A 16164-nucleotide genomic window follows, 5' to 3' on the forward strand; every position below is an offset into this window, starting at 1 on the left:
TGTTTCAATCAAAACACGGCCGAACGCCCCTTCAATCGGTCAGTTTTTTTGGAGTTTCAAGCGTAATATGTCCAAATGGAACTATTTGAAAATTTAAAGGATTGGTTTACTAATGAAAGCCTCACCTCGAGCATACTTAAATACCTGGCTTGGGTTGTACTGATATTTATACTTATTGCATGGACACGACGGTGGATGAAGAAAAATCTTCATGATAATTCCGTTAAATACAAAGCGCAAAAAGCAATTCAGGTAATTGGCTACCTGTTTATTGTTTTGATCACCATCTCGTATTTTACCGGCAGTATTAGGGATTTTGGACTTGCCATGGGACTGCTCACCGCAGGAATTACGATTACCCTGCAAGAATTGATATTAAGTATTGCAGGCTCCTTCTATATCTTTTTTGTGCGAGTCTACAAACCTGGGGACCGAATAGAATTGAACGGCATTAAAGGTGATGTTATCGACATAGATAGCATGTACACCACCATGATGGAAATAGGGGAATGGGTTTCCAGCGACAATTACAGCGGGCGTATCGTTAAACTGAGCAATTCCTTTGTTTTTAAAGGACCGGTTTATAATTATTCCTCGGATTTCCCTTTTGTTTGGGATGAATTCAATTTACCCATCAGATATGGTTCCGATTTGGAGTTGGCCAAAAAAATCGTCATTACGGTTGCACAGGAAATGCTATCTGGATATGTACAAAGTTCCATAGCAGGATGGAAGGATGTGGTGAACAAATATTATATCGAAGATGCCCAGGTCAACCCCACACTTGCCATTACAATGACCGACAATTGGGTTCAGTTTAATTTAAGGTATATTGTAGACTATAAAAAAAGAAGGATTACCAAACATCTTCTTAATGAAGAAATTGGCAAAAGAATCCAAAAAACCAATGATAAGGTCATTTTGGCCTCGGCCACTTATGAAATTGTCAATATACCTACAGTCCATATCGATGAGACAAGAAATACCGATAAATCAGAATGATATAAAAAAAGATAACGTCTTCTAAAAACATGACCTTAAATACCAACCTTATGAAAAAATTACTCACCACCATGCTACTATTTGTAGCAACAAGTCCTTTACTATTTGGCCAAGTACAGTCCAATCTGGAATTGTTGGACATATTTAACATGGAATATGTTTCCGACCCACAGATTTCACCCGATGGTTCCAAAATCATCTATGTCCGAAATTTTAAGGATGTAATGACGGACAGAAATCTTTCCAATCTATGGATCATCAATTTTGATGGTTCCAACAACCGTCCATTGACCACGGGAAACCATAACGATTTTGCTCCAAAATGGTCGCACGATGGTACCAAAATCGTTTTTAAATCCAATATGGCAGATGATAAAATGAAGCTATACCTGATGTGGTTGGACACCAAGGAAACCATGGCCCTGACCAACACACCACAATCGCCAGGTGCTGTTTCGTGGTCTTATGATGACAGATATGTGGCCTTTAACATGTTTGTGCCTGAAGCCAATAAATCCATCATTAAAATGCCAGGCAAACCAGAAGGAGCGGAATGGAACAAACCACCCAAATACATTGACAAAATGAACTACCGTGGAGATGGTGCGGGATATTACAAAGGCGGTAACTCACAATTGTTCACGCTCCCTATCACTGGAGGTACACCGAAACAATTGACTTTTTCCGAGTTTGATCACGGGGGTCCCATTTGGGCCAAAGACAACAAGCATCTATATTTTAGCGCTAATTTTCATAAAGATGAGGAAATGGAGCCCGCAGACAGTGAAATCTACGCAATCAATGTAAATGATGGTGAAATCACCCCATTGACCAAACGCTATGGTCCCGATACCCACCCTGTTTTGTCTCCAGATGGTTCTAAAATTGCCTATTTGGGTTACGATGACCGTTTACAAGGCTATCAGATTACACAAATGTATATAATGAACACCGATGGATCTGGCTCCCAGTTGGTATCAGGTGATTTTGACCGCGATGTGGAGGATATGGCCTGGAACAGCAAAGGCAATGGGTTCTATTTCAGCTACACCGACCAAGGTGTGGGAAAATTAGCTTCCATGAGCCTATCAGGCAAAGTTGACGACATCACTAACGGATTGGGTGGATTATCATTGGGCAGACCTTACAACGCCGCTGGTTTTTCAGCCTCAAACAACAACAAATTTGCCTACACTCAGGGAGATACGAGTCATCCGTCCGATTTAGGTGCAGCAGATACGAGAAATAGCAAACGTTTGACCGCCGTGAACGACGACCTGTTCTCCTTTAAAAAATTGGGCGAAGTTGAAGAAATGTGGTGGGAGTCTTCCTATGATCAACGAAAAATACAAGGATGGGTGGTAACCCCGCCCGATTTTGACCCATCCAAAAAATATCCGATGATTCTTGAGATACACGGAGGACCGTTTACCAGTTATGGTGAAGTGTATTCCGCCGAAATCCAGGCCTATGCTGCCGAAGGTTATGTGGTGCTCTACACCAATCCCCGTGGAAGTACGAGCTACGGAGAGGAATTTGGAAACCTCATCCACCACGACTACCCCAACCATGATTATGAAGATTTGATGTCCGGTGTGGACGCCCTTTTAGAAAAAGGATACGTGGATGAAGACAACCTATTTGTTACTGGTGGTTCAGGTGGTGGCGTACTCACCGCTTGGATTGTGGGCAAAACAGACCGTTTTAAGGCCGCAGTGGTCGCCAAACCTGTGATCAACTGGACCAGTTTTGTGCTCTATGCCGATGGCGTGCAATTCTTCTCCAAATATTGGTTTGGTAAAAAGCCTTGGGAAGATCCAGAAAATTACAGGAGACGCTCACCCCTTACCTATGTGGGGAATGTGACCACTCCAACAATGCTTTTAACAGGGGAAGAAGATTACCGTACCCCGATTGCGGAATCTGAACAGTTTTATGCCGCGCTAAAACTGGAAAATGTGGAAACTGCCATGGTCAGGATTCCAGGTGCTTCGCATGGCATTGCCAATAAACCCAGCAATTTGATTGCCAAAATTGCAAGTGTGCTGGCATGGTTTGATAAGTATAAAGGAGACAAATAAATCAGACCAGGATGAAAAATACAATAGGCCTTCTAGCGATCTTGACCTTGTTTTCCTGTGGGGAAAAACAGGACAAGGTCGTTGTGGAGCCTGTCCAGATCCATGAAATTGATGTGGAAGCCGAGCTGGCCAAAATTGAACAAGTTCGAAAATCCTTTGAGCAAACGGTCAAGGAAAAACGTTACGGTGACTTGGGCAAATTCACAACCGAGGATATGATTTCGATAGGTCCGGGAAGCGAAGACTGGATTGCCTACAGAAAGTTGAGAGAACAACACGGAAACAAATTTCGATACGACAGTATTAAAATGAATCCCAAGGAAACCGTCATATTATCCGATACCATGGCCTATGATTTTGGTGTTAGCTCCATGTACTATACCGATGAGAACGGAACGGTCCACGAAATGGAGGACACCTTTTTGGTAATCATGAAAAAAACTGAAGATGGCGAATGGAAGTTACACAGGGAACTTGCATCGTCTTTGGTTGTTGAGTAAATCAGATATAGTTCCCCCGCACTTATAAGTACGTGTAAACAATCCATTAACTATATCATTATGAAACATCAATTCGTGACCAGTATTTCAGCATTACTGACCATTGTATTTGCGGCAAGTTGTGAGCAACCCGCAACTGAGGCCAAATCTGGGGAAGAATATTCCGCACAAATACAAAAGATCATTGAAGAGAAAAATGAAAAAATCCAAGGATTTTATGCTTCGGGCATGATCGACTCCGCTGCCGTGCATTTTGCTGATGACTGCATTCAGTTTATGCCCAACCAACCAGCCGTTGTTGGAATTGAGAACTATAAAGCTGCATGGAAACAAAACATCCAGTTTGGAAAATGGCAGTTGGACCTCAACACCCAAGAAGTAAAGGCCAGCGGTGATTTGGCGACTGAATACGGAAAATACACCATGACATTTACGCCAAACGAGACCTCTCCAATCCCCCCGATGGAAGATAAAGGAAACTATTTGGTGCTCTGGGAAAAAATGGATGGGGACTGGAAAATTGTCTGGGACGCACCTGTCACAGAGCTACCATTACCAGCACAAACTTCTGATTCAACAAGGGTGGAATAAAATTGCGGGGGGATAAAAACAAGAATGTCCGATGGAATATTTTAGAACGATTGACATATCAACAACAGAACAAAAAATACATAAGTATTTAACCTTGAGTAACTTAGATAAATTCAGTTCTGAAATCTTCAACTTGGAGGACCCACATGAAAATGAGGCGCAAATTGGCGGGATTTGGGGAGAATTCACTTTGATTCGCAACAAAATAAAAGGAGGATGCCGTTTTGCCCTACTGGAATGCCCCAATGCCCTATGTTGGACCATTACTACGGGATATCCTCCCGAACCAGAATCCATTGTCGTTCATTTGACCATCAATCGGTTGGAAAAAGAGCCAGAGTTTATTGAGGAAATCAAAGAGTTTTTAGATGATATGTGCCATAATCTGAAAAGGTTTTTTAACATGGATGAGCCTATTGAACAAGCGTAAATAGAGGGAATAGCGGCCTTACTCAATTACAAATCGAAACTGTCCCAAAGGTCCAAGTCCGATATCCAAATGGATATGGTGGTGGTGGATCGGAGACCAAGGCCATACATGTTGTATACCCGCTATCTATTTGCAGGATTGACCAGACCTTTTCATCCCTACACCAATTAAGATGTGGCATCCAACATTTCAAAAGGGGCATTCGTCAGATCACATCGTAGACCTCTTACTTTTTTTCTATTTTAACCACACTTCAACTCAACACAAGTATTGCTATTTACAGTAGTGTAACTTTCAAATACAATATAATGAGTACAAATTCAGATGTGGCCCACTTACTCGTGGAGGGAGTGGATAAGGGTAATCTTGATACGGTTAAACAAGCTTTGGGAAAGGGTGCCTCTCCAAACACAGTCTTTAACGCAGATTGGGGTTGGAATGTTCTGGATAGGGCCATTTATCTGGGAAACATTCCCATTATAGAAACCCTTCTTGAAGCTGGAGCGGAAGTCAACCATCTCGATGTCCAAAATGAAAACTGCCTCTTTAAAGCGATTGATTTGAACAACCTTGACCTTGTCAAAAAAATTGTGGAGAAGGGTGCGGAGGTAAACCAAGCATCGTTGGACCAAGGATTGACCCCCATTTGTATTTCATTGACCAATGGAAATCTTCCCATAACTGAATATTTGGTGAAGAACGGGGCAAAAGTCAATCCATTTGAACCAGACGGCAGTGTTCCTTTTTCACTTGTGATAGATAACGCCGAAGGAGATAAAGACCTTTCCCTTCTGATCGATTTTTTGATTGCTTCCGGTTTGGATATTAATGCGCAGGACCATAAAGGTTGGACCGCCCTTATGAAGACCACGGTAAAAGGAATGAAAAAGACCGCAAAACACCTTATTGAAAAAGGTTCCGATGTCAACCTACAAAACAGTTATGGCAACAATGCCATATTTGAAGCGGCACGTAAAGATGATTCTGAATTTCTTGAATTGGTATTGGCTGCAGGAGGTGATCCTGAAAATTCGCTTCCCTCTGGATTTTCACCTTTGATGGTCGCCTGCAAAGAAGGGCGTCTAAAAACCAGCGAATTGTTGGTGAACGCAGGGGCCAAAGTGAACAAAAAAGATGGTGTGGGCTTGACTCCATTAATGTACGCCGCCACCACCAATGTAGCTATTGTTAAGGTCCTTATCAAAAGTGAGGCTGATATCAAGGCCACCTGCAATGAGGGTAAAACAGCACTTGATTATGCCAGGGAATTTCATAATAAGGAGGCCTACAATGAATTGATGAAATCAAAAGAGTAGCCCTTGTATCATTTTTCTTTTATGAAGAAAACCCATTTTACAGTTGTAAAATGGGCTTTCATTTTGGGTAAATCAATAGCCAAGACAGTAGGTAAAACTATTGATCTGGGACTTAATTCCAGCCACCGCCCAAGGCTCGGTACATATTTACCTGGGCCAATAGCTGGTCCTTTTTGGTCTCTACCAATTCCATTCGGGATTCCAAGGCCTCACGCTGTGCCAAAAGCACCTCAATATATTCCACCCTTGCGGATTGGAACAAACGCGTTGAAAGTTCTATGGATTCCGTTAAGGCCTGTACTTGACCATCTTTCAATTCATAGCTCTTTTTCAGGTTATCGATATTGGACAACTGGTTAGCCACCTCGATATACGCATTCAAAATAGCCTTTTCATATTCGTAAACCGCCTGCAATTGTCTGTCCGTAGCATTCTTGTACTGAGCCTTGATCGCATTTCTATTGATCAAGGGAGCTACCATATCACCAATGGCCGAATACAAAACGGATTCTGGTGTGGTGGTAAGGTATTTGGTATCGAATGCTTCAAGCCCCAAACCTGCTTTAATGGTAAACTGTGGGTAAAAACTGGCCTTAGCCGCCTTAGTGTCCAATTTTGCTGCTGCCAATTCAAACTCGGCACTGCGCACATCGGGGCGGTTTTGCAACAACTGCGAAGGTATTCCTGCATAGATCGTATCAATGGACCTGTCGATAAAATTATCGGATGTCCTTGGAATATGCTGTGGTGAGCTACCGATCAAAAAGTTCAATCGGTTTTCCACCTCTACAATTTGCTGTTGGATCTCATATTTATGGCTCTGGTTTTTCATCACCTCTGCCTGAAAACGCTTAACGGCCAACTCTGTGGCGCGAGCGGCTTGTTTTTGGAGTTTTACCATCCGCAAGGCGTTCTGCTGAATCTCCAAGTTTTGATCAATAATGGCCATTTGGTTATCCAAGGCCATCAGTTCGTAATAGGAATCAGCGATTTCCGCTACTAGATTGGTCACCATGAAGTTCTTGCCCTCTACGCTGGACAAATATTCATAAACAGCTGCTTTTTTCTCGTTGCGCAACTTTTTCCAGACATCGAGCTCCCAAGTGGCAAAGGCCCCGACCATATAATTGGTCAGGGGTTCGGGGAACTCTTCGCCTTCCTTCACCTCCAGGTTTTTTTCCACAGCTCCATTTCGGGTATACTCACCTACTTTTTCTACCTCGGCGCCTGCCTGCAGGTTAACAAAGGGCAAATACTCCCCTTTTTTGGCCTGGATCCTATTTTTGGCCATATCCACTTGCTGCAACATAATGTTCAGTTCCTGGTTTTTCACTAGGGCCGAATCGATCAATGCAATTAAATTAGGGTCCTTAAAGAATTCTCTCCATTCCACAAGTCCCGTATTAATGGTATCTGTGGATTGGTTTTGATAATTCTCGGGGACAGATACGTTCTCCTCCCTTATCCCACGGGTGGGCACACAGGAATAAAGGGCCACCATCGCAATCATTCCAATTAATAGTGATTTTCTATGCTTCATCTTGGTTGCCTTTTTTATTCTTCTTTCCATTTTTTGGCGTCGTTATTTTTTTCAAACGTTTATTCATCAAACGAAGACGGGCGCGCAACTTGAACACGGTGTCGTTTTGTCTAAAAAATTCTTCTGAAATCGGTTCATCATGCTCGTCCTTAATAAGGCTCTTGCCATCGGCCATTTTGGCGAACACATAATAAAGGCCCGGTATCAACAATACTCCGAATATGGTACCTATAAGCATACCGCCCAAGGCAGAACCTCCAATGGTACGGTTACCTATCGCACCCGCCCCAGTGGCCACAACCAATGGAATCAGACCAGCTATAAAGGCAAACGAAGTCATTAAAATAGGTCTAAAACGTTGCTTGGAACCTTCGATGGCCGCCTCGAGAATGGTTGAGCCCTGCCGGTGTTTTTGAACGGCGAACTCAACGATCAATACCGCATTCTTACCTAAAAGACCCACCAACATGATCATACCGATTTGAGCATATACATCATTGGAAAGACCCATGAGCTTTAATAAAAAGAAGGACCCGAAAACCCCCACGGGAAGAGACAGGATCACCGCCAACGGCAGCAAGAAGCTCTCATATTGGGCAGCCAACACCAAATAGACGAAAATCAATACCACAATAAAAATGTATATAGATTCATTTCCGCGCTGGGCTTCATCAAAAGAAAGGCCTTCCCAGGCAATATCATATCCTCTGGGCAACGTCTGTTCAGCCACTTCTTTTATGGCATCAATGGCATCACCACTGGTATATCCTTTGGCAGGTAATCCCCTTATGGCTGCAGAGTTATAAAGGTTGTAACGAGTCACCTCGTTTGGGCCAAGCCTCTTTTCCATGGACATGAATGCGGAATATGGAACCATCTCTCCTTCTTCATTCTTCACAAAGAGCTTTTCCAGATCGGATGGCATACCACGATACTCCGGTGCGGCTTGGGTATATACTTTAAAGAATCGTCCAAAACGGATAAAACCCTGTTCGTACGTACTACCTATTAAAATATTGAGGTTTTCCATGGCTTTTCCTATGGAGACACCTTTCTGCATGGCCGCTTTATTATTGATTTTCAACTCGTACTGAGGATAATTTGCGGCATAAAAGGTGAATAGGCCTGCCAACTCCTTACGTTCACGCAAGGCATCCATGAAATCGTTATTGATTTTTTCGAATTCATGGTAATCCGTACTATTGGTCTTATCCAATAAGCGCATAGCAAAACCACCCGATGAACCAAAACCGGGAACCGCTGGCGGTTCAAAATATTCAATGATAGCTCCCAGGTCCTTGGTCTCCTCTTCCAGTTCTTCCATAATCTCATGAACGGAATGTTCCCGTTGCGACCACGGTTTTAAGTTGATGAGACAGGTACCTGCGTTGGAACCACGACCTTCGGTCATGATCTCGTATCCAGCCAAAGAAGAAACGGACTCCACACCTTCGGTCTCCTCACAAATGGCCTGAAGTTTTCTGGCCACCTCGTTGGTTCGTTCCAAAGTTGCTCCTGGAGGCGTCTGGATGATGGCATAAATCATCCCTTGGTCTTCATTGGGAATAAATCCTGCCGGCAACACTTGGTTGGTAAAGAAAATACCGGCACAAAATGCCAGCAATAATCCAAATGTTACCACTCTACGGTTAACAATCTTGTTCAATACACCTACATATCGTCCGGTAAGTTTTTCGAACCTACCGTTAAACCAATCAATAAATCGATTTACCGGTGACTTTCTTCGTGATTTTCCATGTGTGTTCTTCAACATCATTGCACATAGCACCGGGGTCAAAGTAAGTGCCACAATAGCGGAAATAACAATGGACCCGGCCATGGTTATGGAAAACTGTCGGTAGAATACCCCAACAGGCCCGGTCATGAACGAAATAGGTATAAACACTGAGGTCATTACCAAGGTAATCGCAATAATTGCCCCACCTATCTCACCCAAAACTTCATAAGATGCCTTATAAGGGGTAAGGTTTTCCTCTTCCATTTTTACATGGACTGCCTCTACCACTACAATAGCGTTGTCCACCACAATACCAATGGCCAATACCAAGGCAAAAAGTGTTATCAAATTGATGGACAGTCCGAAAAGTTGCATTACAAAGAATGCACCGATCAGGGAAACGGGAACCGCAATGATCGGGATCAAGGTCGATCGCCAATCCCCCAAGAAAAGGAATACCACAATGGCCACCAAGATAAAAGCATCTCGCAGGGTATGCAATACTTGGTCTATTGAGGCATCCAAGAAGTTGGATACATCATAACTGATCTTGTAATCGATCCCAGGAGGCATTTCTGCTTCCAGTTCGGTCAATTTTTCTTTTACCGATTTGATGACATCACTCCCGTTACTACCAAAGGTCTGTTTTAATACTATGGATGCCGATGGTTTTCCATCCAAATTGGAATAGATATCAAAAAATTCACTTCCGAGTTCTACATCGGCTACATCGCCAAGTTTTAGGATTTCCCCGTCCTCATTGGCTTTAATAATAATGTCCTTGTACTGTTGAGGTTCGTTGTACCTGTTCTGGTACACCAGAACATATTCCAAGGATTGTGCTTTTTTACCCGAGCTTCTTCCCAAACGTCCAGGTCTGGCCAAGATGCTCTGTTCGTCCATGGCCTCCAATACGTCTTCAGCAGAAATCTTATAAGCACGCATTCTGTCCGGCTTGAGCCAAACCCGCATGGCAAACTTTCGACTACCCAGAATTTTGGCACTGGCTATACCATTTATCCGCTGAATTTCGGGAATCATTTTGGTGTAGGCGTAGTTATACAGGAATTTTTCGTCATTGTTCTTGGCATCGCTGTACAGGTTTACATACATCAACATACTGGGCTGTACCGGGGTTATAACCACCCCTTCCCGCTGAACCAGCTCGGGCAATAAGGGCATTACCTGATCCACACGTGTCTTTACCCGTACGACGGCCTGGTTGGGGTCGGTACCCGGTTCAAAAATTACACGTAAAGTCCCTTCACCAGCACTGGTGGCATCGGAAGCTATGTACCGCATCCCCTGCACCCCATTAATGGAAGTCTCCAATGGAATTAAAGTTGAATTCACCAATACATCGGCACTTGCCCCTGGGTAGGCGATAAAAATATTTACCGTGGTAGGTGCGATCTGAGGAAACTGCGAAATGGGCAGTTGTTTTATGGCCAACATTCCCGTAAAAACTATTATGACCGAAATCACAATGGCCAACACAGGTCTGTGTATAAATTTTTTAAACATACTAACTAAGAATTATGGGGTTGTTACTCAGTGTACAACTCAAGATTGGACAGTACAGATTCCGGTTTCTCAAAATCGAAATGGATTTTTTCACCGCTTTTAACCATACGGATACCCTCCAAGAGCACCTTGTCGTTTAACGAGAGCCCTTTTTCTACCACAAATAGATGTGGCAATTCAGCACCTACTTCAATTTCGCGCTGCTGTACGGTATCGTTCTCATCAACAACAAACACGTATTTTTTGTCCAACACCTCAAAAGTTGCCTTTTGCGGTATAAGCATGGCCTTGTCCAACGGAACTTTCATTAAAATACTTCCTGTTTCCCCATGTCTTAAAATGCCATCAGGATTGGAGAAGGTGGCCCTAAAGGCTATGTTCCCTGTTTCGTGGTTGAATTCACCTTCAATGGTTTCAACAATACCGGGTTGATCGAACTTTTTATTGTTGGCCATTAAAAGCTCCACTTCTTGCTTTTCATTCTTTTTGGCACTGGTGATATAATCGAGGTACTCGGCCTCCGGCACATTAAAATAGACCCACATTTTGGAGTTGTCGGATAGTGTGGTCAACAGTTCACCTTCATCCAAAAGACTTCCTTCCCTTGCTTCCAAATGATCCATTATCCCATCAAATGGAGCACGGATATCCGTAAACCCTAAATGGGTCTCTGCCAAACTAACTTCCGCTTTGGCCCTATCGTATTCAGCTTTGGCCATGGCAAGTTCATTGGCAGATACCACATTGCCATCGGCCAACAGTTTTGTGTTTTTATATTCTATTTCGGCCACTTCGGCTTCCGCTTTTGCTTTTTGAAGGTCGGCCTGGTATACATTGGGCATAATATGGAACATCTGCTGCCCCTTGTTTACATGTTGCCCTTCATCCACATAAATATGTTGCAAGTATCCTTTTTCAAGGGCTCTTAGCTCAATGTGTCTAATGGAATGGATTTGACATACATAGTCCTTGGTAATTGAAGTATCCTTTTGAATTGGACTTGACACGAGGTATTTGGTTTCTTCCTTGTTTTCGTGTTCCTTGGATTCGCAGCTTGCATAGCACATTACTACAAGCAAGCCGATGAAGATGGAAAATCTCCTCATAGTTTTACTGTTTAAAAATGGTTTGAATTAATCAAGGGAAGTCCGAATCCACATAAAGGGACCTGCCCTTGGCTATTGATTTTTACCCAAAGGGTTGTAGAAAGTTGCAAAGGGGCTATTACCTCTTCGCAAAAAAGAAAATTCTAGATTCGGAATACCTGAAACCTAACATACTTCTTTACAGGAGAAGATAATTTGGGATGGGAAAGCCCAAAATTTGAGTTAGATTCCAAAAAGAGTTGCCCCCAAGAGGCAATTAAACTGGCAGTAAAAGTGCTGCCATGTTCTATTGAAAAACTGTGTGAAGCCAATTCTTCCTCACGTTCTTCTTGCTCTTCAACATCTATTTCGGCACAGTGCCTTTTCTCCAATCCCAATTGGAGCGTGTTGAAGGTCGCTGAGGAATGTTGATCATCTAAGTTTTGAAGATAGCAGGCATCGTTCGCAACTGAAGTTTCTTGCGAATCCGCATACAAATTGATGAATCCTCCCAACATTAAGATCAGGAAAGGAAACAGATATTTTGAAAAAGCCTTCTTCATTTCGGGGAACAAAACTATATCACCCAAATTTCTCCAACAAATCGAAGTTGTTAATTATGGTTAAATTTTATTTATTGGCTATTTTTCTTGATGAAAATTTTGTAGACACGGCGAAAAATTTTGTTTATCATAAAATGAAAATTCAGGAAATGATGGATTTTACCTTGGAAAAGTAACCTCAAATAGAAAATTGAAGCGTCAGACACACCTGAAACCGTTTATATTTTATCTTCGTTATTCCTGAAAAACAATTGTTCCGCTATGAAAATTCGTTTTTTCATTATTTTTTTGGCTAGCCTTGTTTCTTCAACGGCATGTAAAGAGAATAAAAAGGAGGATACCGCCTTGGGAATGGAGACCTTCCGTCCCGTGTCCATTGATGGGAATTACACAATTGATATCCCAAAGTTTATGACAGGAACCACAGGTTTGAACGAAGAAGCCTCTTTACAGTTCCAAAGTCTGATCAAAGAAGCCTACCTCTTGGTAATTGACGAGCCCAAAGCTGGTTTTGAAGAAGTATATCGCGACTTGGGACAGTATGATGATGAACTATCTATAATTCAGAACTACAGGGTCGCAAGATTACAGTTACTATCCCGCGGAGCCAAAATCAATACTAAATCCCAACCAGAGCCTTTAACAATAAACGGTTTGGATGCTGAAACCATGGAATTGGATGCCTTTATTGATGGCGTACCGAACGAAATCTCTTATTTTCTGACCTTTATAGAAGGGGATGACAGGGTATATATGGTGATGGGCTGGACCTTGAAAAACAAAAAAGCAGAACATAAAAAAACCTTTAAAACGATTGCCGAATCTTTTCAATTGATTGATTAGAAAATCGCTTTAAAGGTCTGTATGCTATTGATGCAGCCTACTTGCTCAAGTACATCTTTCTTCTGGCGTACAAGTTGTAGAACTCATCATCTTTTAAGCTATCAATGAACAGAATGCTCTCGCCCGTACTCTTCATTTCTGGCCCCAGGTTTTTGTTTACATTAGGGAACTTGTTAAAGGAGAACACAGGCTGTTTGATGGCGTATCCATCCAAATGTGGGTTAAAATCAAAATCCTTGATTTTTTTATCGCCCAACATTACTTTGGTGGCGTAGTTTACATAAGGTTCTTTGTATGCTTTCGCAATAAATGGAACCGTACGCGACGCCCTGGGATTGGCCTCGATAATGTAAACGATGTCATCCTTGACCGCAAATTGAATGTTGATCAAACCAACGGTATTGAGTGCCAAAGCAATCTTTTTGGTGTGGTCCTTTATCTGCTGCAATACAAATTCACCTAAGTTAAATGGTGGCAAGGTTGCATTGGAGTCACCGGAGTGAATTCCGCAAGGTTCAATGTGTTCCATGATTCCGATAATGTACACATCCTCACCATCACAAATGGCATCCGCCTCAGCTTCAATGGCACCATCCAAGTAGTGATCTAAAAGCAACTTGTTGTTCGGTATCTTACGCAGCAAATCCACGACATGGGCTTCCAACTCCTCTTTGTTGATCACAATTTTCATTCCTTGTCCACCCAACACATAAGATGGTCTTACCAACAATGGGAATTTCAATTCTTCTGCCAAATCCAAAGCTTCATCTGCAGTTTCTGCCACACCAAATTTCGGGTAAGGAATATTATTGTCCTTCAACAAGGTTGAGAAACTACCTCTGTCCTCAGCCAAATCAAGCGATTGGAAGCTAGTCCCAATAATATTTATTCCGTATTTATCCAGTTTTTCAGCCAACTTTAATGCAGTCTGTCCTCCCAACTGCACAATAACCCCCTCTGGTTTTTCGTGAAGGATAATGTCGTAAATATGCTCCCAGAATACGGGCTCAAAATAAAGTTTGTCCGCTGTATCAAAATCCGTGGAAACGGTTTCCGGGTTACAGTTGATCATAATAGTTTCGTAACCGCACTCGGCCGCAGCTAAAACACCGTGTACACAGCAGTAATCAAACTCGATTCCCTGTCCGATCCGGTTAGGACCAGAGCCCAATACCACAACTTTTTTCTTATCCGTCACCACACTATCGTTGGCGACATAGCGCTCACCATCGGGTGTCTCTATTTCTTCTTCAAAAGTGGAATAGTAGTACGGAGTTACCGCTTTAAATTCGGCGGCACAAGTATCAACCAACTTATACACTCGGTTGATCTTCAAATCCATACGCTTGCTGTGCACCTCGCTCTCCCAACAATCCAACATATGGGCGATTTGTCTGTCGGCAAAACCTTTTTGTTTGGCTTCCAACAACAAGGCTTTTGGCAAACTTTCTATGGTGTATTTTGATATTTCCATCTCCAAGAAGTGCAGTTCCTCGTATTGTTTTAGGAACCACATATCTATCTTGGTGATTTCGTGGATGCGTTTTAATGGAATTCCAAGTTGTATGGCATCGTAGATAACGAATACCCTGTCCCAACTTGGCACCCTTAATTTTTCCATGATGGTCTCATAATCCTTGTAACCCTTACCATCGGCACCCAGTCCATTCCGTTTGATTTCAAGGGATTGTGTGGCTTTGTGTAAGGCCTCTTGGAACGACCTTCCAATACCCATTACTTCTCCTACGGACTTCATCTGAAGACCAAGGGTTCTGTCAGAACCTTCGAACTTATCAAAGTTCCAACGTGGTATTTTTACGATAACGTAGTCCAAAGTAGGCTCAAACAGGGCTGATGTGGACTTGGTAATCTGGTTGTCCAACTCGTCCAAGGTATAACCAATCGCCAATTTGGCCGCTATTTTTGCAATCGGATATCCGGTAGCTTTGGAGGCCAATGCAGAGGATCGGGAAACCCTGGGGTTGATTTCGATGGCGATAATATCTTCTTTTTCGTCCGGGCTTACGGCAAACTGTACGTTACATCCACCTGCGAAGTCCCCTATACTACGCATCATATGGATGGCCATATCCCTCATTCTTTGGAACGTCCTGTCGGACAAGGTCATTGCCGGTGCAACGGTGATGGAATCCCCTGTGTGGATTCCCATAGGGTCCATGTTCTCTATGGTACAAATGATCACCACATTGTCGTTCTTGTCACGTAACAACTCCAACTCATATTCCTTCCAGCCCATCAAGGCCTTGTCAATCATTACCTCGTGGATGGGAGAAACCTCCAAACCGTGGCTCAACATATCATCAAACTCTGCCGGGTCATGTACAATGGCCGCTCCTGCCCCACCCAGTGTAAAGGAAGCCCTGATCACCAATGGAAACCCAAACTCCTGGGCAATTTCCTTTCCTTTTAAGAAGGATGTCGCAGAAGCCTGTGGTGGCATTCCTATTCCTATTTTGAGCATTAACTCCCTAAACTTCTCGCGGTCTTCTGTAATGTTGATGGCGTCGATGTCCACCCCTATGATCTCCACTCCAAAATCTTCCCAGATGCCTTTGTCGTCAGCTTCGATACAAAGGTTCAATGCTGTTTGTCCACCCATGGTTGGCAATACTGCATCAATATTTGGGTGTTTTTGTAGTATTTCTACAATCGACTTGGTTGTCAACGGTTTTAGATAAACATGGTCTGCCATGGCAGGGTCCGTCATAATTGTAGCGGGGTTACTGTTTATCAAAATGGTTTCGATACCATCTTCCCGGAGGGAGCGAAGCGCTTGGGAACCAGAATAATCGAACTCACATGCCTGGCCGATGATGATCGGACCAGAACCAATAATCAAAATGGAATTTAAATCTTTTCTTTTGGGCATTTTCTATAGGGGTTTCTCGGTTATCTCCTTATATGTCAAAAAAAAGGTGTTACTGGAAAAG

The 16164-nt window shown here is 42.9% G+C and carries 12 protein-coding genes; 7 read left to right on the forward strand and 5 right to left on the reverse strand.

The features are described 5' to 3' along the window. Window positions 1-75 precede the first annotated feature (75 nt). From J0654_RS06645 to J0654_RS06670, 6 genes are all read left to right on the forward strand, one after another. A complete protein-coding gene (locus tag J0654_RS06645; RefSeq protein ID WP_207026966.1) occupies window positions 76-1002 on the forward strand; it encodes a mechanosensitive ion channel family protein in 927 nt (308 codons plus the stop codon). Window positions 1003-1052: 50 nt separating this feature from the next. Beyond that, entirely contained in the window at window positions 1053-3083 is a 2031-nt protein-coding gene (locus tag J0654_RS06650; RefSeq protein WP_207026968.1) for a S9 family peptidase, read from the forward strand. An 11-nt stretch (window positions 3084-3094) separates the two neighbouring features. After that, window positions 3095-3583 carry a YybH family protein gene (locus J0654_RS06655; RefSeq protein ID WP_207026970.1) on the forward strand — a complete coding sequence of 163 codons (489 nt, stop codon included), beginning with the start codon at window positions 3095-3097 and terminating at the stop codon, window positions 3581-3583. Window positions 3584-3643: 60 nt separating this feature from the next. Next, window positions 3644-4174 (forward strand): YybH family protein, encoded by a 531-nt coding sequence (locus J0654_RS06660; protein WP_207026972.1) that lies wholly within the window; start codon window positions 3644-3646, stop codon window positions 4172-4174. A 94-nt stretch (window positions 4175-4268) separates the two neighbouring features. Then, the gene (locus J0654_RS06665; RefSeq protein WP_237685896.1) at window positions 4269-4604 is read left to right on the forward strand and encodes a hypothetical protein; all 336 of its coding nucleotides are present in this window, start codon (window positions 4269-4271) and stop codon (window positions 4602-4604) included. 308 nt (window positions 4605-4912) lie between these two features. Next, a complete protein-coding gene (locus J0654_RS06670; protein ID WP_207026976.1) occupies window positions 4913-5920 on the forward strand; it encodes an ankyrin repeat domain-containing protein in 1008 nt (335 codons plus the stop codon). 112 nt (window positions 5921-6032) lie between these two features. On the opposite strand, the gene J0654_RS06675 is transcribed toward J0654_RS06670, so the two are convergent. The 4 genes from J0654_RS06675 to J0654_RS06690 all read right to left on the reverse strand — a co-directional run bounded on the left by J0654_RS06675 (window position 6033) and on the right by J0654_RS06690 (window position 12370). After that, window positions 6033-7490, reverse strand: coding sequence for a TolC family protein (locus J0654_RS06675; RefSeq protein WP_207026978.1), 1458 nt, complete (start codon window positions 7488-7490; stop codon window positions 6033-6035). Then, window positions 7450-10722, reverse strand: coding sequence for an efflux RND transporter permease subunit (locus J0654_RS06680; protein WP_207026980.1), 3273 nt, complete (start codon window positions 10720-10722; stop codon window positions 7450-7452). The genes J0654_RS06675 and J0654_RS06680 overlap by 41 nt, the downstream gene beginning before the upstream one ends. Before the next feature lie 23 nt (window positions 10723-10745). Then, a complete protein-coding gene (locus J0654_RS06685; RefSeq protein ID WP_207026982.1) occupies window positions 10746-11828 on the reverse strand; it encodes an efflux RND transporter periplasmic adaptor subunit in 1083 nt (360 codons plus the stop codon). A 143-nt stretch (window positions 11829-11971) separates the two neighbouring features. After that, window positions 11972-12370 carry a hypothetical protein gene (locus tag J0654_RS06690; RefSeq protein ID WP_207026984.1) on the reverse strand — a complete coding sequence of 133 codons (399 nt, stop codon included), beginning with the start codon at window positions 12368-12370 and terminating at the stop codon, window positions 11972-11974. Between the two features lie 261 nt (window positions 12371-12631). Between J0654_RS06690 and J0654_RS06695 the strand changes: the two genes are divergently transcribed. Beyond that, the gene (locus tag J0654_RS06695; protein ID WP_207026986.1) at window positions 12632-13213 is read left to right on the forward strand and encodes a hypothetical protein; all 582 of its coding nucleotides are present in this window, start codon (window positions 12632-12634) and stop codon (window positions 13211-13213) included. A 37-nt stretch (window positions 13214-13250) separates the two neighbouring features. Here J0654_RS06695 and carB read toward each other — a convergent pair whose 3' ends face one another. Further along, window positions 13251-16103 (reverse strand): carbamoyl-phosphate synthase large subunit, encoded by a 2853-nt coding sequence (carB, locus tag J0654_RS06700; RefSeq protein WP_207026994.1) that lies wholly within the window; start codon window positions 16101-16103, stop codon window positions 13251-13253. Window positions 16104-16164: the final 61 nt, after the last annotated feature.

It is taken from the genome of Flagellimonas profundi (assembly GCF_017313275.1).
Lineage (GTDB): Bacteria > Bacteroidota > Bacteroidia > Flavobacteriales > Flavobacteriaceae > Flagellimonas > Flagellimonas profundi.

Excerpts from the sequence above, each read along its gene's own strand:
- J0654_RS06645 (WP_207026966.1), top strand. The coding sequence starts at position 76 with ATGGAACTATTTGAAAATTTAAAGGATTGGTTTACTAATGAAAGCCTC.
- J0654_RS06650 (WP_207026968.1), top strand. The coding sequence starts at position 1,053 with ATGAAAAAATTACTCACCACCATGCTACTATTTGTAGCAACAAGTCCT.
- J0654_RS06655 (WP_207026970.1), top strand. The coding sequence starts at position 3,095 with ATGAAAAATACAATAGGCCTTCTAGCGATCTTGACCTTGTTTTCCTGT.
- J0654_RS06660 (WP_207026972.1), top strand. The coding sequence starts at position 3,644 with ATGAAACATCAATTCGTGACCAGTATTTCAGCATTACTGACCATTGTA.
- J0654_RS06670 (WP_207026976.1), top strand. The coding sequence starts at position 4,913 with ATGAGTACAAATTCAGATGTGGCCCACTTACTCGTGGAGGGAGTGGAT.
- J0654_RS06675 (WP_207026978.1), bottom strand. The coding sequence starts at position 7,490 with ATGGAAAGAAGAATAAAAAAGGCAACCAAGATGAAGCATAGAAAATCA.
- J0654_RS06680 (WP_207026980.1), bottom strand. The coding sequence starts at position 10,722 with ATGTTTAAAAAATTTATACACAGACCTGTGTTGGCCATTGTGATTTCG.
- J0654_RS06685 (WP_207026982.1), bottom strand. The coding sequence starts at position 11,828 with ATGAGGAGATTTTCCATCTTCATCGGCTTGCTTGTAGTAATGTGCTAT.
- J0654_RS06690 (WP_207026984.1), bottom strand. The coding sequence starts at position 12,370 with ATGAAGAAGGCTTTTTCAAAATATCTGTTTCCTTTCCTGATCTTAATG.
- J0654_RS06695 (WP_207026986.1), top strand. The coding sequence starts at position 12,632 with ATGAAAATTCGTTTTTTCATTATTTTTTTGGCTAGCCTTGTTTCTTCA.
- carB (WP_207026994.1), bottom strand. The coding sequence starts at position 16,103 with ATGCCCAAAAGAAAAGATTTAAATTCCATTTTGATTATTGGTTCTGGT.